Origin of the sequence: Stenotrophomonas sp. FR012 (genome assembly GCF_047520565.2) — a bacterium.
Lineage (GTDB): Bacteria > Pseudomonadota > Gammaproteobacteria > Xanthomonadales > Xanthomonadaceae > Stenotrophomonas > Stenotrophomonas sepilia.
The window spans coordinates 180,111-204,504 of sequence record NZ_JAXBQL020000004.1 but is presented as its reverse complement, the minus strand read 5'-3'; the positions used below and the strand labels follow the sequence as shown (position 1 = coordinate 204,504).

General features: G+C 67.6%; 22 protein-coding genes. 17 read left to right on the top strand and 5 right to left on the bottom strand.

The window, feature by feature from the left end; translation table 11 throughout:
* The 14 genes from ACM0O9_RS09095 to rnt all read left to right on the top strand — a co-directional run bounded on the left by ACM0O9_RS09095 (nt 1) and on the right by rnt (nt 12,304).
* Nucleotides 1-354, top strand: a complete 354-nt coding sequence (locus tag ACM0O9_RS09095; RefSeq protein WP_005415900.1) for a hypothetical protein — start codon at nt 1-3, stop codon at nt 352-354.
* Nucleotides 354-1,043, top strand: coding sequence for an endonuclease III (gene nth / locus ACM0O9_RS09090; RefSeq protein ID WP_139726940.1), 690 nt, complete (start codon nt 354-356; stop codon nt 1,041-1,043). The genes ACM0O9_RS09095 and nth overlap by 1 nt, the downstream gene beginning before the upstream one ends.
* Nucleotides 1,044-1,239: 196 nt before the next feature.
* On the top strand, nt 1,240-2,451 hold the full coding sequence (locus tag ACM0O9_RS09085; protein ID WP_049411264.1) for an OprO/OprP family phosphate-selective porin: 1,212 nt from the start codon (nt 1,240-1,242) through the stop codon (nt 2,449-2,451).
* A 222-nt stretch (nt 2,452-2,673) separates the two neighbouring features.
* Nucleotides 2,674-3,690: a phosphate ABC transporter substrate-binding protein PstS gene (pstS, locus tag ACM0O9_RS09080; protein WP_065177412.1), complete on the top strand. Its 1,017-nt coding sequence runs from the start codon at nt 2,674-2,676 to the stop codon at nt 3,688-3,690.
* Between the two features lie 408 nt (nt 3,691-4,098).
* Complete coding sequence (gene pstS, locus ACM0O9_RS09075; RefSeq protein WP_279946526.1) at nt 4,099-5,193, top strand: phosphate ABC transporter substrate-binding protein PstS; 1,095 nt, start codon at nt 4,099-4,101, stop codon at nt 5,191-5,193.
* Nucleotides 5,194-5,275: 82 nt separating this feature from the next.
* A complete protein-coding gene (pstC, locus tag ACM0O9_RS09070) occupies nt 5,276-6,244 on the top strand; it encodes a phosphate ABC transporter permease subunit PstC (RefSeq protein WP_012479635.1) in 969 nt (322 codons plus the stop codon).
* Nucleotides 6,244-7,107 carry a phosphate ABC transporter permease PstA gene (pstA, locus tag ACM0O9_RS09065; RefSeq protein ID WP_069137969.1) on the top strand — a complete coding sequence of 288 codons (864 nt, stop codon included), beginning with the start codon at nt 6,244-6,246 and terminating at the stop codon, nt 7,105-7,107. The genes pstC and pstA overlap by 1 nt, the downstream gene beginning before the upstream one ends.
* 19 nt (nt 7,108-7,126) lie before the next feature.
* The gene (gene pstB, locus ACM0O9_RS09060) at nt 7,127-7,957 is read left to right on the top strand and encodes a phosphate ABC transporter ATP-binding protein PstB (RefSeq protein ID WP_005408788.1); all 831 of its coding nucleotides are present in this window, start codon (nt 7,127-7,129) and stop codon (nt 7,955-7,957) included.
* A 76-nt stretch (nt 7,958-8,033) separates the two neighbouring features.
* The gene (gene phoU, locus ACM0O9_RS09055) at nt 8,034-8,741 is read left to right on the top strand and encodes a phosphate signaling complex protein PhoU (RefSeq protein ID WP_005415893.1); all 708 of its coding nucleotides are present in this window, start codon (nt 8,034-8,036) and stop codon (nt 8,739-8,741) included.
* Nucleotides 8,742-8,979: 238 nt separating this feature from the next.
* Nucleotides 8,980-9,333: a hypothetical protein gene (locus ACM0O9_RS09050; protein WP_164260970.1), complete on the top strand. Its 354-nt coding sequence runs from the start codon at nt 8,980-8,982 to the stop codon at nt 9,331-9,333.
* Nucleotides 9,320-10,195, top strand: a complete 876-nt coding sequence (locus tag ACM0O9_RS09045; RefSeq protein WP_012479633.1) for an HvfB family MNIO-type RiPP peptide maturase — start codon at nt 9,320-9,322, stop codon at nt 10,193-10,195. The genes ACM0O9_RS09050 and ACM0O9_RS09045 overlap by 14 nt, the downstream gene beginning before the upstream one ends.
* Nucleotides 10,188-10,943, top strand: a complete 756-nt coding sequence (locus tag ACM0O9_RS09040; protein ID WP_069137972.1) for an HvfC family RiPP maturation protein — start codon at nt 10,188-10,190, stop codon at nt 10,941-10,943. The genes ACM0O9_RS09045 and ACM0O9_RS09040 overlap by 8 nt, the downstream gene beginning before the upstream one ends.
* A 25-nt stretch (nt 10,944-10,968) precedes the next feature.
* Nucleotides 10,969-11,490 carry an HvfX family Cu-binding RiPP maturation protein gene (locus tag ACM0O9_RS09035; RefSeq protein ID WP_414603973.1) on the top strand — a complete coding sequence of 174 codons (522 nt, stop codon included), beginning with the start codon at nt 10,969-10,971 and terminating at the stop codon, nt 11,488-11,490.
* Between the two features lie 229 nt (nt 11,491-11,719).
* Entirely contained in the window at nt 11,720-12,304 is a 585-nt protein-coding gene (gene rnt, locus ACM0O9_RS09030) for a ribonuclease T (protein WP_005408782.1), read from the top strand.
* A gap of 332 nt (nt 12,305-12,636) precedes the next feature.
* Here rnt and ACM0O9_RS09025 read toward each other — a convergent pair whose 3' ends face one another.
* The 3 genes from ACM0O9_RS09025 to ACM0O9_RS09015 all read right to left on the bottom strand — a co-directional run bounded on the left by ACM0O9_RS09025 (nt 12,637) and on the right by ACM0O9_RS09015 (nt 17,984).
* On the bottom strand, nt 12,637-15,663 hold the full coding sequence (locus tag ACM0O9_RS09025; RefSeq protein WP_414603888.1) for a two-component regulator propeller domain-containing protein: 3,027 nt from the start codon (nt 15,661-15,663) through the stop codon (nt 12,637-12,639).
* A 176-nt stretch (nt 15,664-15,839) separates the two neighbouring features.
* Entirely contained in the window at nt 15,840-17,249 is a 1,410-nt protein-coding gene (locus tag ACM0O9_RS09020; protein ID WP_005415887.1) for an ATP-binding protein, read from the bottom strand.
* A gap of 6 nt (nt 17,250-17,255) precedes the next feature.
* Nucleotides 17,256-17,984 carry a response regulator gene (locus tag ACM0O9_RS09015; RefSeq protein WP_005415886.1) on the bottom strand — a complete coding sequence of 243 codons (729 nt, stop codon included), beginning with the start codon at nt 17,982-17,984 and terminating at the stop codon, nt 17,256-17,258.
* A 204-nt stretch (nt 17,985-18,188) separates the two neighbouring features.
* On the opposite strand from ACM0O9_RS09015, the gene ACM0O9_RS09010 reads away from it, so the two are divergent.
* The 3 genes from ACM0O9_RS09010 to ACM0O9_RS09000 are packed head-to-tail and all read left to right on the top strand — an operon-like array spanning nt 18,189 to nt 22,821.
* Nucleotides 18,189-19,430, top strand: a complete 1,242-nt coding sequence (locus ACM0O9_RS09010) for an efflux RND transporter periplasmic adaptor subunit (RefSeq protein ID WP_414603889.1) — start codon at nt 18,189-18,191, stop codon at nt 19,428-19,430.
* Nucleotides 19,427-21,385, top strand: a complete 1,959-nt coding sequence (locus ACM0O9_RS09005; protein ID WP_053499927.1) for a MacB family efflux pump subunit — start codon at nt 19,427-19,429, stop codon at nt 21,383-21,385. The genes ACM0O9_RS09010 and ACM0O9_RS09005 overlap by 4 nt, the downstream gene beginning before the upstream one ends.
* Nucleotides 21,382-22,821, top strand: a complete 1,440-nt coding sequence (locus tag ACM0O9_RS09000; RefSeq protein ID WP_414603890.1) for an efflux transporter outer membrane subunit — start codon at nt 21,382-21,384, stop codon at nt 22,819-22,821. The genes ACM0O9_RS09005 and ACM0O9_RS09000 overlap by 4 nt, the downstream gene beginning before the upstream one ends.
* 132 nt (nt 22,822-22,953) lie before the next feature.
* Here ACM0O9_RS09000 and rlmB read toward each other — a convergent pair whose 3' ends face one another.
* The gene (gene rlmB / locus ACM0O9_RS08995) at nt 22,954-23,697 is read right to left on the bottom strand and encodes a 23S rRNA (guanosine(2251)-2'-O)-methyltransferase RlmB (RefSeq protein ID WP_005408775.1); all 744 of its coding nucleotides are present in this window, start codon (nt 23,695-23,697) and stop codon (nt 22,954-22,956) included.
* A gap of 155 nt (nt 23,698-23,852) precedes the next feature.
* Nucleotides 23,853-24,335, bottom strand: coding sequence for a GFA family protein (locus tag ACM0O9_RS08990; RefSeq protein WP_414603891.1), 483 nt, complete (start codon nt 24,333-24,335; stop codon nt 23,853-23,855).
* Between the last annotated feature and the right edge of the window lie 59 nt (nt 24,336-24,394).

The following is a 24,394-nucleotide window of genomic DNA, read 5'->3' as shown; positions in this document are numbered from 1 at the left end:
ATGGCATCCCGACCCAACCCCGCGCAGTTGTTCGCCCGGGTCCAGGCAGACGATCTCGATGGTGCCCTGCAGGCCGGGCTGATGGACTACATCGTCCGTGCCGGCGACGACCGGTTGCTGCCTGACCACCCCGACCTTCCGCAACGCCTGTGCCAGGCCCAGCAGCAACTGCGCGCGGCCTGGGCTGCACGCGAACGCTACCGTGCCCGTGCGGTGCGCCTGGCCCGCCGCGAGGCCGAGCGCGATGCACGTCGCACTCCGGCACCAGCCCCGGACGTGAAGCCCGCCCTGCCCGCTGCGGCAGCCGCGATTCTGGCCCGGGCCAAGGCCCGCGCCAGTGGCAAGGAACAGTAATGGCCACCACGAAAAAGACCGCACGCGCCCCGGCGCGGCGTGGCGGCACGATGCCACGCGCCGACGTGGTGGAGATGTTCACCCGCCTGCGCGAACTCAACCCGCACCCGAAGACCGAACTGGAGTACAGCTCGCCGTTCGAGCTCCTGGTGGCGGTGGCGTTGTCGGCGCAGGCCACCGACGTCGGCGTCAACAAGGCCACGCGCCGCCTGTTCCCGGTCGCCAACACGCCGGCGAAGATCCTTGCGCTCGGCGAGGATGGCTTGAAGCAGTACATCGCCACCATCGGGCTGTTCAACGCCAAGGCAAAGAACGTGATCGCCACCTGCTCGATCCTGCTGGAGAAGCATGGCGGTGAAGTGCCGCGCGATCGCGAAGCGCTGGAAGCGCTGCCGGGTGTCGGGCGCAAGACCGCCAACGTGGTGCTCAACACCGCGTTCGGCGAGCCGGTGATGGCGGTGGACACGCATATCTTCCGCGTCGCCAACCGCACAGGACTGGCGCCGGGCAGGAACGTGCGCGAAGTGGAAGACAAGCTGGTGAAGGTGATCCCGGCCGAGTTCCTGCTCGACGCGCATCACTGGCTGATCCTGCACGGACGTTATGTGTGCAAGGCGCGCAAGCCGGATTGCCCGGGCTGCGTGATCGCCGACCTGTGCCGGTTCAAGGAAAAGACCACGGCCGAGTGACGGCAGCATCCACGCAGGGCGTGGCTCTACTGCAACCGGGTCGCAATCCGGGCGTCATACGCAAGCGGTTTCAATGGCAGGCCCTGCCGTGACGGGGCCTGCGGCGGATGTCTGCCGCGCGTGAACTGTCACATTTACGCAATCTTTACCTTCTAGCCTGCGCGCATCTTCCCACCTGCCTGCAAGGCTCCTCTCCATGAAACTGCATCACCAACTCCTGACGGTGGCCGTGGCTGCTGCGCTGTATGTGCCGGCTGCACACGCCGAAGTTGCCATCGACGTGATCGGCGGTTCGGAAATCACCTTCGAAGGCCTGGTCCAGGCCGACGGCAACTGGTTCCACAACGATGTGGTCGACCTCAACGGTGGCGACGCCGGCAACGGCAAGAACAGCGAATTCGAACTGCGTCGCGCCGAGCTGGTGCTGAAGGGCAAGGGCCCGGGCAACGTGGAGTGGGTGGTCGGCTATGACGCCAAGGCCGACAAGTTCCTCGACACCAACGTGAAGTACAAGCTGCTGGGCAACGCCAACCACTTCCTGCAGCTGGGCCAGTTCAAGCAGCCCAACAGCCTGGAAGAACTGTCCAGCACCAAGAACAACGATTTCATTTCCAAGGCAGCGGTCACCAATACCTATGCCATCGCCCGCCGCCTGGGCGGCGCGTACAGCTACGGCCAGGACAACTGGTCGGTGACCGCCAGCGCCTTCGGCCGCGAGCTGACCCGCAACCTGGCCCACGGCAGCGGCTACGGCGCGCGTGGCACCTGGGCCCCGATCAATGAAAAGGGCCAGGTCCTGCACTTCGGTCTGAGCTACGTCAACTACGACGCCGACGCCGACACCCTGCGCGTGCGTGCGCGTCCGAATGCCGACCTCGCCACTGCCCGCCTGGTTGACAGCGGCAACCTGACCGACACCGACCGCGTCAGCACCATCGGTGCCGAAGCGATGTACTTCCAGGGTCCCTTCAAGGCCCAGGCCGAGTACTACACCAGCAAGGCCAAGCGCTACGACCACGACAACTACACCAGCGACGGCTACTACATCAGCGGCGTGTGGAACGTCACCGGCGAGACCTGGAGCTACAAGGGCGGCACTCCGGGCACCGGCCTGCCGAACAACCCGGCCGGCGGCCAGTGGCAGCTGGGCGTGCGCTACGACCACATGGACCTCAATGACGGCAACCTCGCCGCCAATCCGGTCGCCGGTCGCCCGCCGATCGTCGATGGCGTGCTGGGCGGCAAGATGGACATCTGGACCGTGGGCGCCAACTGGTACCTGCGTTCCAACTTCAAGCTGATGCTCAACTACGTGATGGTCGACAGCAAGAAGTACAGCTCCACGGCGCGCGGTTTCGTCAACGACGATCCCAACATCCTGGAAGCCCGCGCGCAGTTCTTCTGGTAAGCCCAGCCACCTGCGTTGAACCGCGAAGGCACGGCCCCGGCCGTGCCTTCGTCGTTGCAGCGATACCCGTGCCGTGCTGCCGGCACAGCGGACGCGACATCCCTCATGACGCGTGTCACGCCCGCGTCATATGACAGACGCGGACGTGTCACGCAACCGTTATGGAATGTGCACCGAAACGTCGGGCAACCGCCCTTCGACCACCACCCCAGGAGTCTCCCCGTGATCCACGCCTTCAAATCGCGCGCCGCTGTCGCCATCCTGGCTGCATCGTCCGTGTTCGCCGCCAACGCCGCCGACATCACCGGCGCGGGCGCATCGTTCATCTACCCGGTCATGTCCAAGTGGTCGGCCGACTACAGCGCCGCAACCGGCAACAAGGTCAACTACCAGTCCATCGGTTCCGGCGGCGGCATTGCCCAGATCAAGGCCAAGACCGTTGATTTCGGCTCTTCCGATGCGCCGCTGAAGCCGGAAGACCTGGCTGCTGCAGGCCTGGCGCAGTTCCCGTCGGTGATCGGTGGCGTGGTGCCGGTGGTCAACGTGGCCGGCATCGCCCCGGGCGCCCTGAAGCTGGACGGCGCCGTGCTGGCCAACATCTTCCTGGGCAAGATCAAGACCTGGAACGACCCGGCCATCGCCGCATTGAACCCGGGCGTAGCCCTGCCGAACGCCAAGGTCACCGTCGTGCATCGTTCGGACGGCTCGGGTACCACCTTCAACTTCGTCAACTACCTGTCCAAGGTCAGCCCGGAGTGGAAGAGCTCGGTCGGTGAAGGCACCTCGGTGCAGTGGCCGGCCGGCATCGGCGGCAAGGGCAACGAAGGTGTTGCCGCCTACGTGAAGCAGATCAAGGGCGGCATCGGCTATGTCGAACTGTCCTACGCGCTGCAGAACAAGCTCTCCTACACCGCGATGAAGAATGCCGCCGGCAAGTTCGTGCAGCCGAGCGACACCTCGTTCGCTGCCGCCGCTGCCAGCGCCGACTGGGCCAACGCCCGCGACTTCTACCTGGTGATGACCAATGCGCCGGGCGCCGAGTCCTGGCCGATCACCGCCACCAACTTCATCCTGGTGCAGAAGACGCCGAAGAATGCTGCCAATGGCAAGGCGACCCAGGAGTTCTTCCGCTGGGTCTACAAGAACGGCGACGCCCAGGCCCGCCAGCTGGACTACGTGCCGCTGCCGGACAGCCTGGTGCGCCAGATCGAGACCTACTGGTCGCAGAACCTGAAGTAAGCGCGTTCCCCCGCAGGAACGGGGGCGGCGGGTCCTCTCTCCCCCGCCGCTCCCACCCGGGCGCGAGATCCTCGAGATCTCGCGCTCTTCTTGTTTTCGGGGATGCACCTGCCTCTGTAGAGCCGAGCCGACGCTCGGCTGCGCTCTGGAGCATGCGGACCAACGGTCCGCACCTACCGTGGGCAGGGAGCTGTCGCGCATTGACGCTGCAAGGACCAACCCGCCGTCATATCAGTGCGCAGATCCGGGGTTTCCGGGCCCCGGCCGGATCGGCGCCAACCCTGTGAAACCCTTGTCAGAACGTGATCCAGGACACCTCTGTCATGGTCGTAATACGGCTGTAACAAAAACATCATTTCATAGCCGCATCCGCCGACCACGTCGGCTCTTCCCCGCTATGGAGTGACCATGAAACTGCACTCGGCCGGCCTTGCCGCCCTTTCCCTGGCCATCGCCCTGGGCCTGTCGGCCTGCGGTGGCGACAAGCAGGCCGCGCAGCAGCCGGCTGCCGGCGCTGCCGCTGCCCCCGCCGCTGCCGGTGCCGGTGCCAAGGTGACCGCCGAAGTGTCCGGCGCGGGCGCGTCCTTCATCTTCCCGCTGGTCTCCAAGTGGTCGGCTGACTACAACGCCAGCACCGGCGCCAAGATCAACTACCAGTCGATCGGCTCCGGCGGCGGCATCGCCCAGATCAAGGCCGGCACCGTCGATTTCGGTTCGTCCGACAAGCCGCTGAGCAGCGAGGAGCTGGCCCAGGCCGGCCTGGCGCAGTTCCCGTCGGCCATCGGAGGCGTGGTGCCGGTGGTCAACATCGAAGGCCTGGAAGCCGGCAAGCTGCGCCTGAGCGGCGCCCTGCTGGCCGACATCTTCCTGGGCAAGGTCAAGACCTGGAACGACCCGGCGATCGTCGCCGCCAACCCGGGCGTGAAGCTGCCGGACGGCAAGATCACCCTGGTCCACCGTTCGGATGGTTCGGGCACCACCTTCAACTTCTCCAACTACCTGTCCAAGGTCAGCCCGGAGTGGAAGAGCAAGGTCGGTGAAGGCACCTCGGTGCAGTGGCCGGACGGCGTCGGTGGCAAGGGCAATGAAGGCGTTGCGTCCTACGTGAAGCAGATCAAGGGCTCGATCGGCTACGTCGAACTGGCTTATGCCCTGCAGAACGGCATGCCGTATACCGCCATGCAGAACGCCGCCGGCAACTGGGTCGAGCCGAGCGCGGAAACCTTCGCCGCTGCGGCCGCCAGCGCCGACTGGGCCAGCGCCAAGGACTTCAACCTGGTCATCACCAACGCCCCGGGCGAGCAGGCGTGGCCGATCACCGCAACCAACTTCATGCTGATGCAGAAGCAGCCGAAGGACGCCAAGCGCAACCAGGACACCCTGGCCTTCTTCAAGTGGGCCTTCGAGAACGGCCAGGCCCAGGCCAACGAGCTGCACTACGTGCCGCTGCCGGCTGAACTGGTCAAGCAGATCGAGGCCTACTGGGCGACCGACCTGAAGTGATGGACCCGACGGTGCCCGCCCCGCGCGGGCACCGCTTGTTCCACGCCGTGCCGCCCCGCCCCTTCCTGGCCCAGCCGTCCCCATGAATGCCATCGCCCAGCCTGTAGCCGCCCCGTCCACGCGTGATGCGCGTGATGCCCGCAACGACAAACTGTTCCGATGGGTGCTGGTCGGCACCGTCATCTTCGTACTGATCGCCCTGGCCTGCGCCGCGCTGTCGATGCTGTGGGGCGGTCGCCATGCCCTGCAGATGCAGGGACTGAGCTTCTTCTTCTCCGCCGACTGGAATCCGGTCGAAAACAAGTTCGGCGCCCTGGCTCCGATCTACGGCACCCTGGTCACCGCTGTCATCGCGATGGTCATCGCCGTGCCGGTCAGCTTCGGCATCGCCTTCTTCCTCACCGAGGTCGCGCCGCGCTGGCTGCGTGGCCCGGTCGGTACCGCCATCGAACTGCTGGCCGGCATTCCCTCGATCATCTACGGCATGTGGGGCCTGTTCGTGCTGGTGCCGGTGATGACCGAGTACGTCACCCCGTTCCTCAACGAGACCCTGGGCGAATGGCCGGTCATCGGCCCGATGTTCCAGGGCCCGCCGCTGGGCATCGGCATGCTCACCGCCGGTTTCGTGCTGGCCATCATGGTCATTCCGTTCATTTCCTCGGTGATGCGCGAGGTGTTCCTGACCGTGCCCACCCGCCTGAAGGAATCGGCCTACGCGTTGGGCTCCACCAAGTGGGAAGTGAGCTGGGACATCGTCCTGCCCTACACCCGTTCGGCGGTCATCGGCGGCATCTTCCTCGGCCTGGGCCGCGCGCTGGGCGAAACGATGGCGGTGGCCTTCGTGATCGGCAACAGCGTGCGCCTGTCGCCGTCGCTGCTGGAACCGGGCACCACCATCGCCGCGCTGATCGCCAATGATTTCGGCGAAGCCACTGAAACCTACCGTTCGGCCCTGCTGCTGCTCGGCTTCGTCCTCTTCATCGTCACCTTCGTGGTGCTGGCCATCGCCCGCCTGATGCTGATGCGCCTGTCCCGCAAGGAGGGCAACTGATGTCCACCACCGCTGATTCGCTGTACCTGCGCCGCCGCATCGGCAACGTCGTTGCGATCACCGCGTCCTGCGCCACCGCCCTGTTCGGCCTGTTCTTCCTGGGCTGGATCCTGTTCACCCTGGCTGCCAAGGGCCTGGCCGGCATCAACTGGGATCTGTTCACCAAGATGACCCCGCCGCCGATGCAGGACGGCGGCCTCGCCAACGCCTTCTTCGGCAGTGCCGTGATGTGTGCACTGGCCATCGGCATCGGCACCCCGCTGGGCGTGCTGGCCGGTACCTGGCTGGCCGAGTATGGCAACGCCCGCAAGGTCGGCACCGTGGTCCGCTTCGTCAACGACATCCTGCTGTCGGCGCCGTCCATCGTGCTGGGCCTGTTCGTGTACACGCTGTACGTGATGCAGACCGGCGGCAACTTCTCGGCGTTCGCCGGTGCGCTGTCGCTGGCCTTCATCGTGCTGCCGGTGGTGGTGCGCACCACCGACGAAATGCTGCGCCTGGTGCCCTCGCAGATGCGCGAAGCGGCCCTGTCGCTGGGCATCCCGCAGTGGAAGGTGATCGTGCAGGTGCTGTACCGCAGTGCGTCGGCCGGCATCATCACCGGCATCCTGCTGGCGCTGGCCCGCATCTCCGGCGAGACCGCTCCGCTGCTGTTCACCGCCTTCGGCAACCAGTACTGGAACAACAACATCTTCCAGCCGATGGCTTCGGTGCCGGTGGTGATGAACCAGTTCGCCGGCAGCCCGTATGAATCCTGGCAGGTACTGGCCTGGGCCGGTGCCCTGGTGCTGACTGTCTTCGTGCTGCTGGTCAGCCTTGCCGCCCGCGGCATCCTGCTGCGCAACCGTATCTCCCATGACTGACCTTTCCATGGATAACGCCATGAACGACCTTTCCAACGCCGTGCCGATGCAGCGCATCGCCGTGCCGTCCTCGCACGAGAGCCTGCACACGCCGTCGCCGGTGAAGCTGGCTGCGCGTGGACTGGACTTCTACTACGACAAGTTCCACGCCCTGAAGGGCATCAACCTGGAAATCCCGGAAAAGCGCGTGACCGCGCTGATCGGTCCCTCCGGTTGCGGCAAGTCCACGCTGCTGCGCATCTTCAACCGCATCTATGCGCTGTACCCGAAGCTGGAGGCGCGCGGTGAAGTGCTGCTGGACGGCGAGAACATCCTGTCGCCGAAGTACCCGATGAACCGCCTGCGCAGCAAGGTCGGCATGGTGTTCCAGAAGCCGGTGCCGTTCCCGATGACCATCTTCGAGAACGTGGCCTACGGCATCCGCCACCACGAGAAGCTGAGCAAGGCCGATATGGCCGACCGCGTCGAGCAGGCGCTGCGCCAGGGCGCGCTGTGGGACGAAGTGAAGGACAAGCTGGGGCAGAGCGCACTGGGTCTGTCCGGTGGCCAGCAGCAGCGCCTGTGCATCGCCCGTGCCGTCGCCCTGCGCCCGTCGGTGCTGCTGCTGGACGAGCCGACCTCGGCGCTGGACCCGATCTCGACCAGCCGCATCGAGCAGCTGGTGGAAGAACTCAAGCACGAGTACACGATCGTGATCGTCACCCACAACATGCAGCAGGCTGCGCGCGTGTCCGACTACACCGCCTTCATGTACCTGGGCGACCTGATCGAGCACGACCGCACCGAAGTGATCTTCTCGCAGCCGTCGCAGCGGCAGACCGAGGACTACATCACCGGTCGCTTCGGCTGAAACGTCAGTCGAGCGTGGCTCGACTCTCCAGACAACGTCAGTCGAGCATGGCTCGACTCAACAGAGCGGAACAACCATGAACCTTCCCAACGACCACATCGTCAAGAGCTACGACGAGGAGCAGCAGCGCCTGGTGGCCGAAATCGTGCGCATGGGCGAGATGGCCGTCGCCCAGCTCGAAGCGGCGATGGACGTGATCGAGAAGCGCGACGAGAACGCCGCCCATCGCATCATCGCCAACGACGAAGCGATCGACGCGCTTGAGCAGCAGATCAGCCACGACGTGATGCGCCTGGCGCTGCGTGGGCCGATGGCGCGCGACCTGCGCGAGATCCTGGCTGGCCTGCGCATCCCGGCCGACATCGAGCGCATCGGCGACTATGCAGCGAACGTGGCCAAGCGCTCGATCGCGCTGGGCAAGGTGCCGCCGCTGCCGCAGATCCAGGGCCTGCGCGCGCTGGGCCGCCTGGCCGCGCAGCAGGTGCGCCGTGCCATCGCCGCCTACCGCGACAACGATGCCGAGGCCGCGCTGGCACTGCGCGAGGACGACGCCCGCCTGGACGCCCAGTACACCGCGCTGTTCCGCGAGCTGCTCACCTACATGATGGAAGACCCGCGCAACATCACCCCGTGCACCCACCTGCTGTTCATGGCCAAGAACCTGGAGCGCGTGGGCGATCACGCCACCAACATCGCCGAGAACGTGTGGTTCCTGGTGCACGGCGAGCAGCCGCTGCCACCGCGTGAAAAGCGCGACGAGACCTCCAGCACCGGCCAGCCCTGACGCTGCACTGCAACACCGGAGTCGACTCCAAGGTGGCCGCTGTCCTGTGACAGCGGCCTTTCTTTTTTTGCGGTGTTCCACCCGCGTTGTGGGCGCCGTGCTTGCCCGGCGCAGACCTTCCGGATGCTTCTGTAACAAATCTCACGAAAATTTGAGTTCTTGGCGAGGATTCGTTGAGTAGGATCGCTGCACCATCGATTCACCCCGGGCACCTGCCCACCACCCAGGAGTAAGACCGATGAGCAGTTCCAACAAGACCCTGTCCCTGCTGACCGCTACCGCCCTGGCCGCCGGCCTGGGCATGACCGCCAGTGCCTCGGCCCTGAGCATGAGCGACCTCGCCCAGGGCTACCTGGTGGCCGGCCAGGCGGCCAAGGCCAGCACCGATGCCAAAGCCGCCGATAACAAGATGGCCGCTGACGCGACCAAGCACACCGAAGGCAAGTGCGGCGCCGACGGCAAGAGCGGCGAAGGCAAGTGCGGTGCCGACAAGGGCAAGGCTGCCGGCGCAGCGGGCGCCAAGGCCAAGGCCGGCGACACGAAGTCGGCTGAAGGCAAGTGCGGCGAAGGCAAGTGCGGTGGCAAGCACTGACGCCCGCGCCAGCCTCGTCCACCCGCGGTCGCCGCTTCGTGCGGCGGCCGCCGGGTTGGGCCTGCGCCGGGCGCTGCTGCAGGACCTCCGTGACGCCCCGGAAGGCGACTTCGACTTCCTCGAATGCGCACCGGAGAACTGGATCCATGTCGGCGGCCCGGCCGGTGATGCCCTGGCCGAACTGGCGCAGCGCCATCCGCTGAGCTGCCACGGCCTGTCGCTGTCGCTGGGCGGCAGTGCACCGCTGGATACCCAGCTGCTGGAACAGGTCGGCCGGTTCCTCGAAAAGCACCGCGTGCCGCTGTACAGCGAGCACCTCAGCTACTGCAGCGACGACGGCCACCTGTACGACCTGCTGCCGATTCCCTTTACCGACGAAGCCGTGCGCCATACCGCGCAGCGCATCAGCCGCGTGCAGGACCTGCTGGGCCGTCGCATCGCAGTGGAGAACGTGTCCTACTACCTGGCACCCGCGCCGGCGATGGACGAACTGGCCTTCACCAATGCCGTGCTTGCCGAAGCCGACTGCGACCTGCTGCTGGACGTCAACAATGTCTACGTCAACGCCTGCAACCACGGCTACGATGCCGATGCCTTCATCGCCGGCCTGCCTGCACGGCGCATCGTCTGCCTGCACGTGGCCGGGCACCTGGACGAGGCACCCGACCTGAAGATCGATACCCACGGCAGCGCGGTGATCGATCCGGTCTGGGCGCTGCTGGCGCGTACCTATGCACGCATCGGCCCGCGCCCCACCCTGCTCGAACGCGATTTCAATTTCCCGCCCTATGCAGAACTGCAGGGCGAACTGCAGACCATCCGCCGCCTGCAGGCCACACATGCCGGGGCGGCACATGGCTGATTCCGCCGACACCCTGCGCGCGCAGCAGCACGCGTTCACCGCGCACCTGCGCAACCCGCAGGCGGTACCCGCACCGGCCGGACTGGAGCCACGCCGGGTCGCGGTATATCGGCACCTGCTGTTCAACAACCTGCTCGGCCTGTTGAGCAACGGTTTCCCGGTCTGCGTGCGCCTGCTTGGCGAACCGGCCTGGAGCGCCCTGGTGCGCCACTACTTCGCCACCCATCGCTGCCAGACACCGCTGTTCACCGAACTGGCCGCCGAGTTCGTGCAGTGGCTGCAGGCGCAGCCGCAGCTGCCGCACCCGGCGCTGGCCGAACTGGCCCACTACGAGTGGGTGGAAACCGCGCTGTACCAGCTGCAGGCCGAACCGCTTCCTGCGCCTGGCGATACTGATCCACTTCGGGTGCCGCTGCGGCGTTCGCCGCTGGCGTGGCCGCTGCTGTACCAATGGCCGGTGCACCGTCTCGGTGCAGAGGATGCGCCGACCCAGCCCCTTCCAGAACCCACCGGCCTGCTGGTCCGCCGCGAAGCCGACGGTGAAGTGCGATTCGCCGCGCTCAGCCCGCTGGCGGTACACCTGCTGGCGAGCATCGGCGAACGGCCCGGCCTGGAAGGACAGACGTACCTGCAGCAGCTGGCCACCTCGCACGGGCTGGCCGAGGACGCACTGGCCGAGCCCGGTGCCGCACTGCTGCTGCAGTTCCTGCAGGCCGGCGTGATCGGCCCGCTCGCCCCCCCGCCCTGACGACTCTTCCACTGGAGATCCAACGATGAACCTGCCGCTCCTGGCCGCCGCGCGCGGCCGGCTGGACCGTCTCGCCCCCTGGTTGGCGCCGCTGGGCCTGCGCGTGCTGCTGGCCTGGGAATACTTCGAATCCGGCCGTGAGAAGCTGCACGGCCAGAACTGGTTCGCCGACCTGCAGGGCGCCTTCCCGTTCCCGTTCAACCAACTGCCTGCTGCCCTGAACTGGCAGCTGGCCACCTGGTTCGAACTGGTCGGCGCGGCCTGCCTGCTGTTTGGTTTCGGTACCCGTTTCGCCGCCGCCAGCCTGCTGGTGCTGACCATGGTGGCGACCTATGCGGTGCATTGGCCGATGCAATGGAATTCGCTGGGTGACCTCGCGATGGGGTATGCCATCAGCGACCAGGGCTACGGCAACTTCAAGCTGCCGGTGCTGTTCATGGCCATGCTGCTGCCGTTGATCCTCACTGGCGCCGGCAAGCTGAGCGTGGACGCCTGGTTGGCCCGGTGGCAGCCATCGGTCACGACGGCACGGCCTGCGGTGCGCTAGATGCCGGCCATGGTCGGTGCGCCGTGTGCCAGCCAAGGTTGGCACCGGAATCCTGAGCGTGCGGTGCCCGGTAGGTGTCGACCTTGGTCGACACACGCCCACGCAGGGACCCATGCGCAGAAGGCTGGCCAGGCGCTCAGGGTCGCTCTGCTAGAATTCACGCATGACTGACTCCCCCTCCGCACCTGCCGCCGCTCCCGATTCCGCAGGACCCCAGGCGCAGCGCGCGATGTCACAACGCTTCCGCGGCTTCCTGCCGGTGGTGGTGGATGTGGAAACCGGCGGCTTCGACAGCCAGCGCAATGCGCTGCTGGAAATCGCTGCGGTGCCGATCGAGATGGACGAGAACGGCCTGCTCTACCCCGGCCAGACCGCCAGTGCCCACGTGGTCCCGGCCGAGGGCCTGGAGATCGACCCGAAGTCGCTGGAAGTGACCGGCATCATCCTCGACCACCCGTTCCGGCTGGCCAAGGAAGAAAAAGCGGCGTTGGACCACATCTTCACTCCGGTGCGTGCGGCGATGAAGAAGTACGGCTGCCAGCGCGCGATCCTGGTGGGCCACAACGCCCATTTCGACCTCGGCTTCGTCAACGCGGCCGTGGCCCGCACCGGCCACAAGCGCAACCCATTCCACCCGTTCAGCGTGTTCGACACGGTCACCCTGGCCGGTATCGCCTACGGCCAGACCGTGCTGGCGCGTGCGGCCACCGCCGCCGGGCTGGGTTGGGATGCCAACGAGGCACACAGCGCGGTGTATGACACCGAGCAGACCGCGCGGCTGTTCTGCACCATCGCCAACGCCTGGCCGCGCTAACGCAGCCAACGGCGGAGCCCCTCGTGGCGGGCTGACAGCGATTCCTGGTAGGGCCGGGCGGGTGGACTGCGCAGGGGACGCTGCAAGTACGTCCCTGTAAGCTCGGTCGCCGCATCCATGCGGCTCACGCCCCTGCGCAGCCCACCCGCCCGGCCACGGACAGTTTCCAGCGAGCGCCACGGAAAGATCAGAAAAAGCGGGAGCAACAGCGGGTCGCTGCGCTCGTTGGGGGCTGCCGCTCACTGGGTCACTTCTCTGGTGGGTGCCGACCATTGGTCGGCACCGCCGGTTGGTGCGGCACTCCAGTAGATCCACGCCATGCGTGGATGCGATCAACCGATGCTCGTGCGATCGCGGCCGTCGCTCTTGGCGCGGTACAGCGCGCGGTCGGCGCGCTGGTACAGCAGCGCCGGGGTGCGGTCGTCGGCATCCAGCTCTACCAGGCCCGCGCTGAAGGTGACACGCAGGCCCGCCACGCCGCCCCAATCGGGATGATCATGGAACAGGCCACGCAGGCGCGCGCACAGCTGTGCGGCTTCCTCCAGGCGGGTGTCGTTGAGCAGCAGCGCGAACTCTTCGCCGCCGGTGCGCGCCGGCAGGTCGGAGTCGCGGCAGGCCGCTGCGATCAATGACGCCACCTGCACCAGCACGGCGTCGCCGATGCTGTGGCTGTGGCGGTCGTTGACCTCCTTGAAGTGATCGATGTCGAGTACCACCAGGCACAGCGGATGACCACTGCGCTGGGACCGGGCGAAGTCACGTGCCAGCGTTTCGTCGAAGGCGCGGCGATTGGCCAGGCCGGTCAGGGCATCCTCGCGGGCCTGCCGCTCGAAGGCTTCGGCCTGGCGCGCCAGGCGCTCGGCCAGTTCGGTCTTTTCCTGGTTCAGCGCCTGCAGGTGCACCGTCTTGGCCTGCAGGTCGAAGGTCGCTTCGTCCACCCGCCGTGCCAGGCGCAGGTTGCTGGCCTTCAGCTGCTGCAGCAGCAGCCGGTACAACGCCACCAGTCCAGTCAGCAGCAGCATCCCCGCCAGCACCTGCACGCTGCGGCGCTGCCACCAGAACGGTTCCACGGTGAAGCTCCACACCGCCTCCTGTTGGCCCCAGCTGCCGCCGGGATGGGCAGCCGCCACATGCAGGGTGTAGTCGCCCGGCGGCAGGCCGACGAACTCAACGCTGCGCTGTGGGCCGCGCTCGACCCAGCCGGCATCCAGCCCGTCCAGCCGCGTGCGGTAGCGGATCCGGTCAGACATCAGGTAGCTCAGGCCGACATAACTCACCGCCAACCGGCGCCCCCCTGGAATATGGTTGCGATCCGGCCCTTCCCAATGCACCGGCGCGCCATCCACCTGCACGCTCTCGATCGCGGCCGGCGGCGATGGCCGCTCGCGGAAACGCTGCAGGCGCTGCGGGTCGACCGTGCTCAGGCCGCCGGCGGTGACCACCCAGAACGTGCCGTCCTGGCGCAGGATCGCCAATGGGCTGGAGCTGCCGTTGGCCTGTGCATTGGCCATGCCGTCGATCTCGTTGTAACGCTCCACCCCCACCCGCGGCGTGCGGCCATCGGCCACGGCGTTGAGGGTGGCCATATCGGTGCGCAACACGCCGCGATTGCTGCTGATCCACACATTGCCAAGGCGATCCGGCACCAGCTGGAACACCGCATCCACCGGCATGCCCTGCTCAAGGCCGACCCGCGCCAGCGCACCGTTGCGCCAACGGTACAGGCCACGATCACTGCTGATCCACATCGCGTCGCCCAGCTGGTGGAAGCCGAACACGCTGCGGCCACCGCCCAGCGGCGCCAGGTCGATCGACTGCACGTGGTCGCCGCGCAGCACGCGGATGCCTTCGATGGTGCCGATCCACAGGTTGCCCTGATGGTCATGCTCAAGCGCGGTGATCAGGCCGCCGGGCATGCCCGGCACGTTCGAGACCTGCACTTGGTCGCCGTCGATGCGCACCACGCCCTTCTGCGTGCCGGCCCAGACCACGCCCTGCGAATCAACGCTGATCGCACGGATGTTGCCACCCGGCATGCCGTCGGCTGCCGCGTAGTTGTGGCGCAGGTGGCCGTCGCGGCCGAGCCGGTAGACCCCGTCGCCGAAGGTGCCCACCCACAGGTCACCGTCCGGCCCCTGCGCCAGGCTCAGGACGGACGGTGCCTTGCCACCGCGGTTGTGCAGCGGCACGGCACGGAACCGGCCGTCCGGCGTCTGCAGGTCCAAGCCACTGGCGCTGCCGACCCACAGCTGGCGATCGCGATCCTCGAATACCGTGCGCACGTAATCGCCACTGAGCCCATCGCGCTCGGTGTAGCTGCTGAACAGTGTTTCGCGCAGGCGATAGAGCCCGCCGTTGGCGCCCACCCAGATGCTGCCTTCGGCATCCTCGCGCAGGCTGACCACGCGTCCGCCCGGCAGGTTCAGACCGGCCGGCAGTCGCTCCAGGCCATGTGCGGAGATGCGCAGCAGGCCCTGGTTCTCGGTGCCCAGCCACAGGTCACCGTGCCGGTCCTGCAGCATCGAGGTCATGTGCAGCTGGCCCGGCAGGCGGTGCACCAGCACCAGCTGGTCGTCCTCCACCCGGTACAGGCGCTCACCGGCGACGATCCACAACGCGCCATCCGGCGCACGGTAGGGCCACGACAGGCCACTGCCGGCACCCAGCCCCCATGCGGCGGGGGCGCGCTTGAGCACGCCATCGTTGTCGCGCAGCACCAGCCCGTCCAGCGTACCGACCCAGACCCGGTCCTGCGCATCGACCACCAGTCTGGTGAAGCTCATCGCCATCGGCAGGTCCGCCGCCGGCGCCTGGTAGACAATGCCGCTGTCCGGCGTCAGGTAGCCGATGCCCTTGCCTTCGTACAGCAGCCACAGCCGCCCCTGGCTGTCCATCTGCATGGACTGGATCAGCACCTGCGGCGTATCGGCCTGGTGCTCCCACACCCGCCATTGGCCATCACTGCCACGGTGGCTGACGTTGCCGCGCGAATCACTGATCCACAGTCCGCCCTGGCGGTCGACGAACAGGGCGCCGATGCCGTTGTCGCGCAGGCCCGGGCGCGTGCTGCGGTCGAACACGGTGAAATCCAGGCCGTTGTAGCGCACCAGCCCTTCCCAGGTGGCGAACCAGAGATGGCCTTCCGGCGTCTGCGCGATGTCGCGCAGCGAGTTGTGCGGCAGGCCGTTGCGCGAGGTCCATACATCGATGGCGTAGTCGCGCAGCGGGGGCGCGCCCTCCTGCGCAGCCAACGGCAGCGCAAGGGCCAGCAGCAGCCACAACAGGCCCTGCCGCAGTGCCCGCCTGAATCCTGATGCGCGGCGCTCCACCCAGCGCCTCTTGTCCCCCTGCCCGCCCATCACCGCAGCGGCGGCGGCCAGGTGCGGCTGCAGGACGCGGCAGCGTGCGGGAACAGCCGGGCAGCGTGCAATGGCATGCCGGCAGGAACGGGCTGGCTCATCGTGGGGAGACTGGGGAGATGCGCAGATGATAGGCCAAACCCCGGCCCCGGCGTCACCGTTCGCAGCGCGCCGACTCAGCCGGCGCGGCCGGGCGCCACCACCTGGGCACTGGCAGGCCACTGCACCACCGCCTCCAGGCCACCTTCGGCCCGGTTGCGCAGCCACAGCCGGGCGCCGTCCTTCTCGGCCAGGGCGCGCGCGATGGTCAGGCCCAGGCCGGCCCCGCCGGTTTCGCGCGAACGCGAGGTCTCCACCCGCACGAACGGATCGAACACCGCCTCCAGCTGCTCTTCGGCCAGGCCCGGGCCGTCATCGGCCACCACCACGGTAATCGCACCGCCGCTGCGCTCAACCCGCACCCGTGCCCGCTGCGCGTACATCACCGCGTTGTCCACCAGGTTGGAGAACAGCCGGTGCATGGCCAACGGACGCAACATCAGCACCGAACCACTGCCCCCTTCGAAGACCACATCACCGCCGCCTTCGGCGGCGTCCTCGACAATGCTCTCCAGCAGCGAATCCAGGTCCAGTGCGGCGCGCTGCTCGGCACTCTCGGCGCTGCGCGCCAGTTCCAGGCCCTCGCGCACCAGCGCCTGCATCGCCGCCAGGTCGCCGATCAGGCGCTCACGCAGGGCCTCGTCGCTGACATTCTCCAGGCGCAGGCGCAGCCGTGTCAGCGGCGTCTGCAGGTCGTGGGTGATCGCCGCCAGCATCTGCGTGCGTTCGGCCAGGTGCCGCTGCAGACGGTGCTGCATGGCGTTGAAGGCTTCGGCGGCACGCTGCACTTCGCGCGGCCCGCGCAGTGGCAACGGGTCGCGCTGCAGGTCATCGCCAAGGTCTTCTGCGGCTGCGGCCAGTTCCTGCAGCGGCGCGCTGGCCATGCGCGCGACGATATAGGCCAGCACGGCAATCGCCAGCACCAGCAGGGTCAGGAACCATGGGTCCACGGCGAGGATGCCGTTGTGCGCCACCGCCGGCGAGTCCAGCGCCAGCTTCAGCAGCGTGCCGTCGTTGAGGGTCACGTCCACCGCGCGGCATTTGGGCGGGATGAACGCGGGGTCGCGTTCGCGCGGCGGCCGCCGGTGGCCCGGCGGCGGCGGCGGCAGCAGCTCCTGCAGTTTGGGAATGCAGGAGCGGAACGAAGCGAAGTGCACGTGCGCGCGCGACACCGGCCCGGGGCGGTCTTCCAGCACTTCCATCAGCGCCGTGTCGGCACGCCCCAGGCGTGCGCCCGGCTGCAGCGCGCGCACGCTCGGCCCGCCGATCGCCAGCAGGCGCTCGCGCAGCTCCGGATTGCCGTCCAGCAGGTTGACGTAGCCCTGCAGGCGGTCGGCGATGCGGTTCAGGTTCTGCCGCTCGAACTCCTGCTGGCGCTTGGAGGTGGCCAGCATGGTCGCGCCGATCGCAGCCACCGCCATGCCCAGCAGCAGGATCACGAACAACCGCCCGACCATCGAGGACAGGAAATGGCGCAGGCGCGTCATCGCGGTTTATTCCAGGTTGACCGACGAGGCCAGCACGTAGCCTTCGTTGCGAACGGTCTTGATCAGTCCATCCGGGCCACCATCGTCGCCCAGCTTGTTGCGCAGGCGGCTGACCTGCAGGTCGATCGCGCGGTCCTGAGCCTCGTAGTTGCGGCCACTGCTGAGCGCGACCAGCTGCTCGCGCGACAGCACCTTGTTGGCGTGGGCGATGAATACCCGCAGCAGGCGGAACTCGGCGCCGGACAGCACCACCACGCGGCCATCCGGATCGACCAGGTGGCGATGCTCGAGGTCGAATACCCAGCGCGAGAAACGCGCGCGGCGTACCGCCAGTGGTTCCAGGTTGGCCGGCAGCGCCTCGGTCCGGCGCAGCACGTTGCGGATGCGCGCCAGCAGCTCGCGCGGCTCGAACGGCTTGGCCAGGTAGTCGTCGGCGCCCATTTCCAGGCCCAGCACGCGGTCGATCGGCTCGGCGCGCGCGGTCAGCATGATCACCGGCGTGTTCGAACGCGCACGCAGGTCACGGCACAGGGTCAGACCATCCTCGCGCGGCAGGTTGAGGTCCAGCACGATCAGGTCCACATGCTCGCGGTCCAGCAGTTGGCGCATGGCGGTGCCATCGGCCGCAGTGCTCACCTGGTAGCCGGCGCGGCCGAGCTGCTCGGCCAGCAGCGTGCGGATGTCGTTGTCGTCGTCGACGATCAGCAGTCGATGCATCGGGTTTTCAGTCTCCATGTCGCGATCATCCCGTGTCGGCAGCTGAACCGCATCCGGGGCAATGCGTACCAGTGTATCCACCCGCGGGCGGGATACCTGTGGTTACGCCTGTTCACCGACAGTGTTACATACAGACATACCCCGAGGATTGAGCCGTCCATCGCCCGGTCTTCACAATGCCCACCAACGCCGCCCTCGCGGCCTCGAGAGTGAAGCCACGACGTGACGTTCCGCCTGCTGCCAGCGACCCGCCGGAGTCGCCTGATGCTGATCGCCCTGCTCGCCCTGATCGTCGCCGCGACCGTCTGGTGGCTGCTGCGCAAGCCCGCCGCCCCGGCGGTGGCAACCTCGCCGGTCAGCCGCGGTGACATCGAACAAACGGTGGATGCCACCGGCGTGATCGACGCCTACAAGCTGGTCAGCGTCGGCGCGCAGGCCTCGGGCCAGATCAAATCGCTGAAGGTACAGCTGGGCGACACCGTGAAGGAAGGCGACCTGATCGCCGAGATCGATGCCACCACCCAGCAGAACCAGGTGCTCAACGCGCAGGCCTCGCTGGACCAGGTCACCGCCCAGCGCGCGGTGCAGCAAGCCACCCTGCGCCAGGCCGAACTGGAGTTCGCGCGCCAGCAGCAGATGCTGGCCGCCGAGGCCACCTCGCGCCAGGAATACGATGCCGCCGAAGCACAGCTGAAGACTGCCCGCGCCCAGCTGCAGTCCTACGAGGCGCAGATCAAGGGCCGCGAAACCGAGCTGGGCACCGCCCGCGCCAACCTGGCCTACACCCGCATCACCGCGCCGATGGACGGCACCGTGGTCGCGGTGGTGGCCGAGGAAGGCCGTACCGTGAACGCCAACCAGACCGCACCGACCATCGTCATGCTGGCGCGGCTGGACGTGGTCACCGTCAATGCCGAGATCTCCGAGGCCGACGTGGTCAAGATCAAGCCCGGCATGCCGGTGTACTTCACCACCCTGGGCGACCCGGACCGCAAGTATCACGCCACGCTGCGCCAGATCAATCCGGCGCCTGCCTCGATCGCCAACGAGAATTCGTCCAGCTCCAGCAGCTCCTCCAGCTCCAGCTCCAGCAGCGCGGTCTACTACAACGCGCTGTTTGATGTGGAAAACCCGGACGGCACGCTGCGCATCGACATGACCGCGCAGGTCTCGGTACTGCTCAAGCAGGCCAAGGGCGTGCTGATGGTGCCGGCGGTGGCACTGGGACCGAAGCGCCGTGGCGATGAGCGGATGGTGCGGGTGCTGGACGAGAAGGGCCAGCCGCAGCCGCGCAAGGTCACCGTCGGCATCAACAACGGCGCCTCGGCCGAGATCCTGTCCGGCTTGAAGGAAGGCGAGCGCGTGGTGGTCGGCGAAGCCGGTGCGGCCGGTGCCAGCGCCGGCGGCGGCAACCGCGGCGGCATGCAGATGCGGGTCGGCGGCCCGGGCATGGGGCGCCGATGAGCACGACGGCGCCGCTGCTGCGGCTGCGCGACCTGCGACGTGAATTCCCGGCCGGCGACGATGTGATCGCCGTGCTGCGCGACGTCCATCTCGACATCCACGCCGGCGAGATGGTCGCCATCGTCGGCCAGTCCGGCTCGGGCAAGTCGACGCTGATGAACATCCTCGGCTGCCTCGACCGTCCCACCCGCGGCAGCTACCAGGTGGCCGGCCGCGAAACCGGAAAGATGGAGCCGGACGAACTGGCCGAACTGCGCCGCGAGCATTTTGGTTTCATCTTCCAGCGCTACCACCTGCTCGGCGACCTCGACGCGCGCGGCAACGTGGAAGTGCCGGCGGTGTATGCCGGCAGTCCCGGCCCGGTGCGCAACGCGCGTGCCGAGCAACTGCTGCAGCGGCTGGGCCTGGGCGACCGCATGCATCACAAGCCAGGCCAGCTTTCCGGTGGCCAGCAGCAGCGCGTGTCGATCGCACGCGCCCTGATGAACGGCGGCGAGGTGATCCTGGCCGACGAACCCACCGGCGCGCTCGATACGAAATCCGGTGAGGAAGTGATGGCGATCCTCGGCGAACTGCATGCCGAAGGCCACACCATCATCATCGTCACCCACGACATGAGCGTGGCCCAGCACGCACAGCGCATCATCGAGATCCGCGATGGCGAGATCATTGCCGACCGCGCCAATCCGGATGCGCCGAGTTACCGCGCCCAGCGCGAAGCCAGTACCGGCGTCGCCCACGGCAACAGCTGGCGGGCGGCCCGCGACCGCTTCACCGAAGCGTTCCGGATGGCGCTGCTGGCGATGAACGCCCATCGCCTGCGCACCTTCCTGACCATGCTCGGCATCATCATCGGCATCGCCTCGGTGGTCTCGGTGGTGGCGCTGGGCAATGGCTCGCAGCAGCAGATCCTGCAGAACATCAGCGCGCTCGGCACCAACACCATCGACGTCTATCCCGGCCGTGGTTTCGGCGACATGCGCTCGGCCCGGGTGCAGACGCTCAAGGCCAGCGATGCCGATGCACTGGCAAAGCAGAGCTATGTGGACAGCGCCACCCCCAGCGTATCGACCTCGGTCACCGCGCGTTATCGCAACCAGTCGTCGACCGCCCAGGTCAGCGGCGTCGGCGAGCAGTTCTTCCGGGTCAAGGGGGTAACCCTGCTCAGCGGCAGCTTCTTCGATGCCGATGCCGTGAGGGGCCTCGGCCAGGTAGCGGTGATCGACGAAAACACCCAGACCCAGTTCTTCCCCGATGTCGACCCGGTCGGCCAGGTGATCCTGCTCGGCAACGTGCCGGCACGCGTGGTCGGCGTGGCCAAGCGCCAGAGTTTCGGCTTCGGTGGCAGCACCAGCCTCAGCGTCTGGGTGCCCTACACCACGGTGATGTCGCGCATGCTCGGCCAGAGCCATGTCTCCAGCATCACCGTGCGCGTGGACGACAACACACCGATGGATGCCGCTCAGGAAGCGATCACCCGCCTGCTGACGATGCGCCACGGCACCGAGGATTTCTTCCTCAGCAACAGCGCGGAGATCCGCGACACCATCGAGCAGACCACGCGCACGATGACCCTGCTGATCGGTGCCATCGCCGCCATCGCGCTGCTGGTCGGCGGCATCGGCGTGATGAACATCATGCTGGTGTCGGTGACCGAGCGCACCCGAGAGATCGGGGTGCGCATGGCCGTTGGTGCACGACAAAGTGATATCCGCCAGCAGTTTCTGATCGAAGCGGTGCTGGTGTGCCTGCTCGGTGGCGTGCTCGGCATCGGCCTGGCCCTGCTGCTGGGCTCGATGATCGGCCGCTTCGCCAGCGACTTCCAGGTGCTGTTCTCCACCGCCTCGATCATTGCCGCCTTCGCCTGCTCGACCCTGATCGGCGTGGCGTTCGGCTTCCTGCCCGCGCGCAATGCCGCGCAGCTTGACCCGGTGGAGGCCCTGGCACGCGAATGAAGATGATGACCCGACTGCCCTTCTCTGCCCCTTCGCGCCGGCTGCTGGCGGGTGCCGTTCTGCTCGCCCTGTCTGGCTGCGCCTCTGTCGGCCGCTATCCGGTGGCCGATCCCGATGTGGCGGCCCAGTATGGGCGTGGCGATGCCACCCTCAACGCACCGGCCGACGACCCGCGCAGCAGCCTGGACACACCGGGCCACGACATCCGCCAGGACACCTGGTGGACCGGCTTCGGCGATGAACGCCTGGACCGCCTGGTGGCGCAGGCGCTGGCCGCCAACAGCGACCTGGCCGCCGCCGGCCTGGCCGTGCAGCGTTCGCGCCTGCAGGCCGGCCTGGCCAGCAACGCGCTGTGGCCGCAGCCTTCATCATCGGGCGTCAGCGGCAATGCCAGCCGCGCCACCGACCAGGCCGACGACTGGCGCCGCAGCTACTCCACCGGCATTTCGCTCGGCTGGGAGGTCGATCTGTGGGGACGCCTGCGGACCCAGCGCGACATCGCCCGCTGGGAAGCCGAAGCCAGCGAGGAAGACCGGCAGAATACCGCCCTGCTGGTGATCACCGACACCATCACCCAGTACTGGAACCTGGCCTACCTGAACCAGTCGATCGCCACCGGCCAGGCCAATCTGGAGCGGCTGGAGCGCACCCGCGAACTGGTGCAGGCCCGCTTCGACGCCGGTGCGGTATCGCGCCTGGAAGTGCGCCAGGCGCTGCAGAACCTGCAATCGCAGCGCGCCTCGCAGAGCGCGCTGGAACAGCAGCGGGTGGAGGTGCGCAACGCACTGACCGTGCTGCTGGACGGCACGCCCTGGCCCCAGCAGGACGAACCTCAGGACCTGCTGGGCGCACGCAGCCCGCGCATTGTCGAGGGGCTGCCGGCCGACCTGCTCGGCCGCCGCCCCGACCTGCGTGCGGCAGAACTCCGCCTGCGCAACAGCCTGAAGACCATCAAGGTCACCGCCACCCAGTACTACCCGGCGCTGAGCCTGACCGGCAGCCTCGGTTCCAGTGCGACCTCGCTGGGCGATGTACTGCGCAATCCGGTGGCCACGCTGGGTGCCGGCCTTTCGCTGCCATTCCTCAACCTGCAGCGCGCGCAGCTGGATACCGATATCGCCGGCACCAGCTATCAGATCGCGGCGACCAATTTCCGCAAGACGCTGTACACCGCGCTCTCCGAAGTGGACAACGCACTGTCCGCGCGCGAGCAGCTGGCGCGCCAGGTCGCTGCCTCGCAGGCTTCGTACGAGGAAGCGGTGGAAGTGGAGCGCGCGCAGGAAGTGCGTTATCGCGTGGGTGCTACCGATCTGCGCACCTGGCTGGAAGCGCAGCAGACCCGGCGCGATGCAGAGCTGTCGCTGGCGCGCGTGCGCCAGGGCCAGCTGAACAACGACGTGACCCTGTTCAAGGCACTGGGTGGCAGCGCGGGCTGAGGCGGCAAGAGCGCCAACCAAGGTTGGCGACTACCGGTAGGTGCCGACCTTGGTCGACACGGCACATGGAAAAGGGGTCGGATCCCTCGCCTGCGGAGAGGGATCTGACCCCGATCACGTCGCGCCGGCGGATCAACCGCGCTGGCGCACGGCCTCGAACAGGCTGACGCCGGCGGCGACGGAGACATTCAGGCTCTCGATCTCGCCCGGCATCGGGATCTTGACCAGGCCATCGCAGTTCTCGCGGGTCAGGCGGCGCAGGCCGTCGGCTTCGCCGCCCAGCACCAGCGCGATGTTGCCCTTCAGGTCCAGCTGGTACAGCGAGGCGGTGGCTTCACCGGCCAGGCCGTAGATCCACACGCCCTGCTTCTGCAGGTCCTTCAGGCAACGCGACAGGTTGGTTACCGCCACCACCGGGATGAGGTCGGCGGCGCCGGCCGAGGTCTTGCGCACGGTGGCGTTGACCGTGGCCGACTTGTCCTTGGGGATGATCACTGCAGTCGCACCGGCCGCAGCCGCCGAGCGCAGGCAGGCACCCAGGTTGTGCGGGTCCTGCACCTCATCCAGCACCAGCAGCAGCGCCTTGCCCTCGGCCGCAGTGACCAGGCCTTCCAGCTCGTTCTCGCTGTAGGTGCGGGCGGCGGCATAGCGCGCGGCCACGCCCTGGTGGCGCACCGAGCCCCCCACACCGTCCAGCGCCTGGCTGTTCACCTTGCGCACGTCGATGCCCTTGCGGCGGGCGTTTTCCTCGATCTCGGTCAGGCGCGGGTTCTTCGCACCGGCCTCGACCAGCACTTCGCGGACGTTCTCGGCGTCGTTCTCGATGGAGGAGGCGACGGCGTTGACGCCGACGATCCACTGGCTGTTCTTGCTCATGCGGGCGGGGACCGGAAAGGGGGTGGCTATGGTAGAGCATCGGCGGTCCGGGCGCTGCGGCGGGCCCGCCTGTAGAGCCGAGCCTGCACCCGGCGGCCTTGGGTTCAGGCTGCGGCGACCCGCCAGCCGAGCGTGGGCTCGGCTCTACAGGTGCGTTACCGGCTGCGCGGCGGCCAGTGTGGGGTGTCGTGGTCGGGATGCTGGTGGGACACGATCGTGGCCAGGAAGTCCAGGGCCACGATGTCCTCCTCGGTACGCCGTACGGGCAGGCTGGCCAGGCCGTCGACGAAGGGCAGCTTGCGCTCGACCCCGTACTGGATCGTCGGAGGCAGGCGTTCGGCTTCGTCGAACGCGCCGGCAGCCACCGCCACGCCATCGGGCGCTTCGTAGGTCAATGGCGTGCCGCAGTCGGCGCAGAAGCCACGCCGCACCACGTTGGACGACTGGAAATAGCGCGGCTGGCCGCGGGTCCAGCTGAACTGCACGCCGCGCACCGACACCAAGGGCGCGTAGAAGGCACCAAAGGCCTTCTGGCACATCCGGCAATGGCAGATCGAGCTGTCGGTCAGCGCACCACGCACGTGGAAGCGGATCGCGCCGCACTGGCAGCCGCCGCTGTATTCGGGTTGGCCTTGCATGCGATGTCTCCTGGTGGTGCCGGCCGCTGGCCGGCAACCCGTCGGTGCCGAGGGTGCCA

Excerpts from the sequence above, each read along its gene's own strand:
- ACM0O9_RS08990 (WP_414603891.1), bottom strand. The coding sequence starts at position 24,335 with ATGCAAGGCCAACCCGAATACAGCGGCGGCTGCCAGTGCGGCGCGATC.
- phoU (WP_005415893.1), top strand. The coding sequence starts at position 8,034 with ATGAACCTTCCCAACGACCACATCGTCAAGAGCTACGACGAGGAGCAG.
- ACM0O9_RS09005 (WP_053499927.1), top strand. The coding sequence starts at position 19,427 with ATGAGCACGACGGCGCCGCTGCTGCGGCTGCGCGACCTGCGACGTGAA.
- ACM0O9_RS09085 (WP_049411264.1), top strand. The coding sequence starts at position 1,240 with ATGAAACTGCATCACCAACTCCTGACGGTGGCCGTGGCTGCTGCGCTG.
- rlmB (WP_005408775.1), bottom strand. The coding sequence starts at position 23,697 with ATGAGCAAGAACAGCCAGTGGATCGTCGGCGTCAACGCCGTCGCCTCC.
- ACM0O9_RS09035 (WP_414603973.1), top strand. The coding sequence starts at position 10,969 with ATGAACCTGCCGCTCCTGGCCGCCGCGCGCGGCCGGCTGGACCGTCTC.
- pstS (WP_279946526.1), top strand. The coding sequence starts at position 4,099 with ATGAAACTGCACTCGGCCGGCCTTGCCGCCCTTTCCCTGGCCATCGCC.
- ACM0O9_RS09015 (WP_005415886.1), bottom strand. The coding sequence starts at position 17,984 with ATGGAGACTGAAAACCCGATGCATCGACTGCTGATCGTCGACGACGAC.
- ACM0O9_RS09000 (WP_414603890.1), top strand. The coding sequence starts at position 21,382 with ATGAAGATGATGACCCGACTGCCCTTCTCTGCCCCTTCGCGCCGGCTG.
- pstC (WP_012479635.1), top strand. The coding sequence starts at position 5,276 with ATGAATGCCATCGCCCAGCCTGTAGCCGCCCCGTCCACGCGTGATGCG.
- ACM0O9_RS09050 (WP_164260970.1), top strand. The coding sequence starts at position 8,980 with ATGAGCAGTTCCAACAAGACCCTGTCCCTGCTGACCGCTACCGCCCTG.
- ACM0O9_RS09025 (WP_414603888.1), bottom strand. The coding sequence starts at position 15,663 with ATGGGCGGGCAGGGGGACAAGAGGCGCTGGGTGGAGCGCCGCGCATCA.
- pstA (WP_069137969.1), top strand. The coding sequence starts at position 6,244 with ATGTCCACCACCGCTGATTCGCTGTACCTGCGCCGCCGCATCGGCAAC.
- ACM0O9_RS09095 (WP_005415900.1), top strand. The coding sequence starts at position 1 with ATGGCATCCCGACCCAACCCCGCGCAGTTGTTCGCCCGGGTCCAGGCA.
- ACM0O9_RS09020 (WP_005415887.1), bottom strand. The coding sequence starts at position 17,249 with ATGACGCGCCTGCGCCATTTCCTGTCCTCGATGGTCGGGCGGTTGTTC.
- pstB (WP_005408788.1), top strand. The coding sequence starts at position 7,127 with ATGAACGACCTTTCCAACGCCGTGCCGATGCAGCGCATCGCCGTGCCG.
- rnt (WP_005408782.1), top strand. The coding sequence starts at position 11,720 with ATGTCACAACGCTTCCGCGGCTTCCTGCCGGTGGTGGTGGATGTGGAA.
- ACM0O9_RS09040 (WP_069137972.1), top strand. The coding sequence starts at position 10,188 with ATGGCTGATTCCGCCGACACCCTGCGCGCGCAGCAGCACGCGTTCACC.
- nth (WP_139726940.1), top strand. The coding sequence starts at position 354 with ATGGCCACCACGAAAAAGACCGCACGCGCCCCGGCGCGGCGTGGCGGC.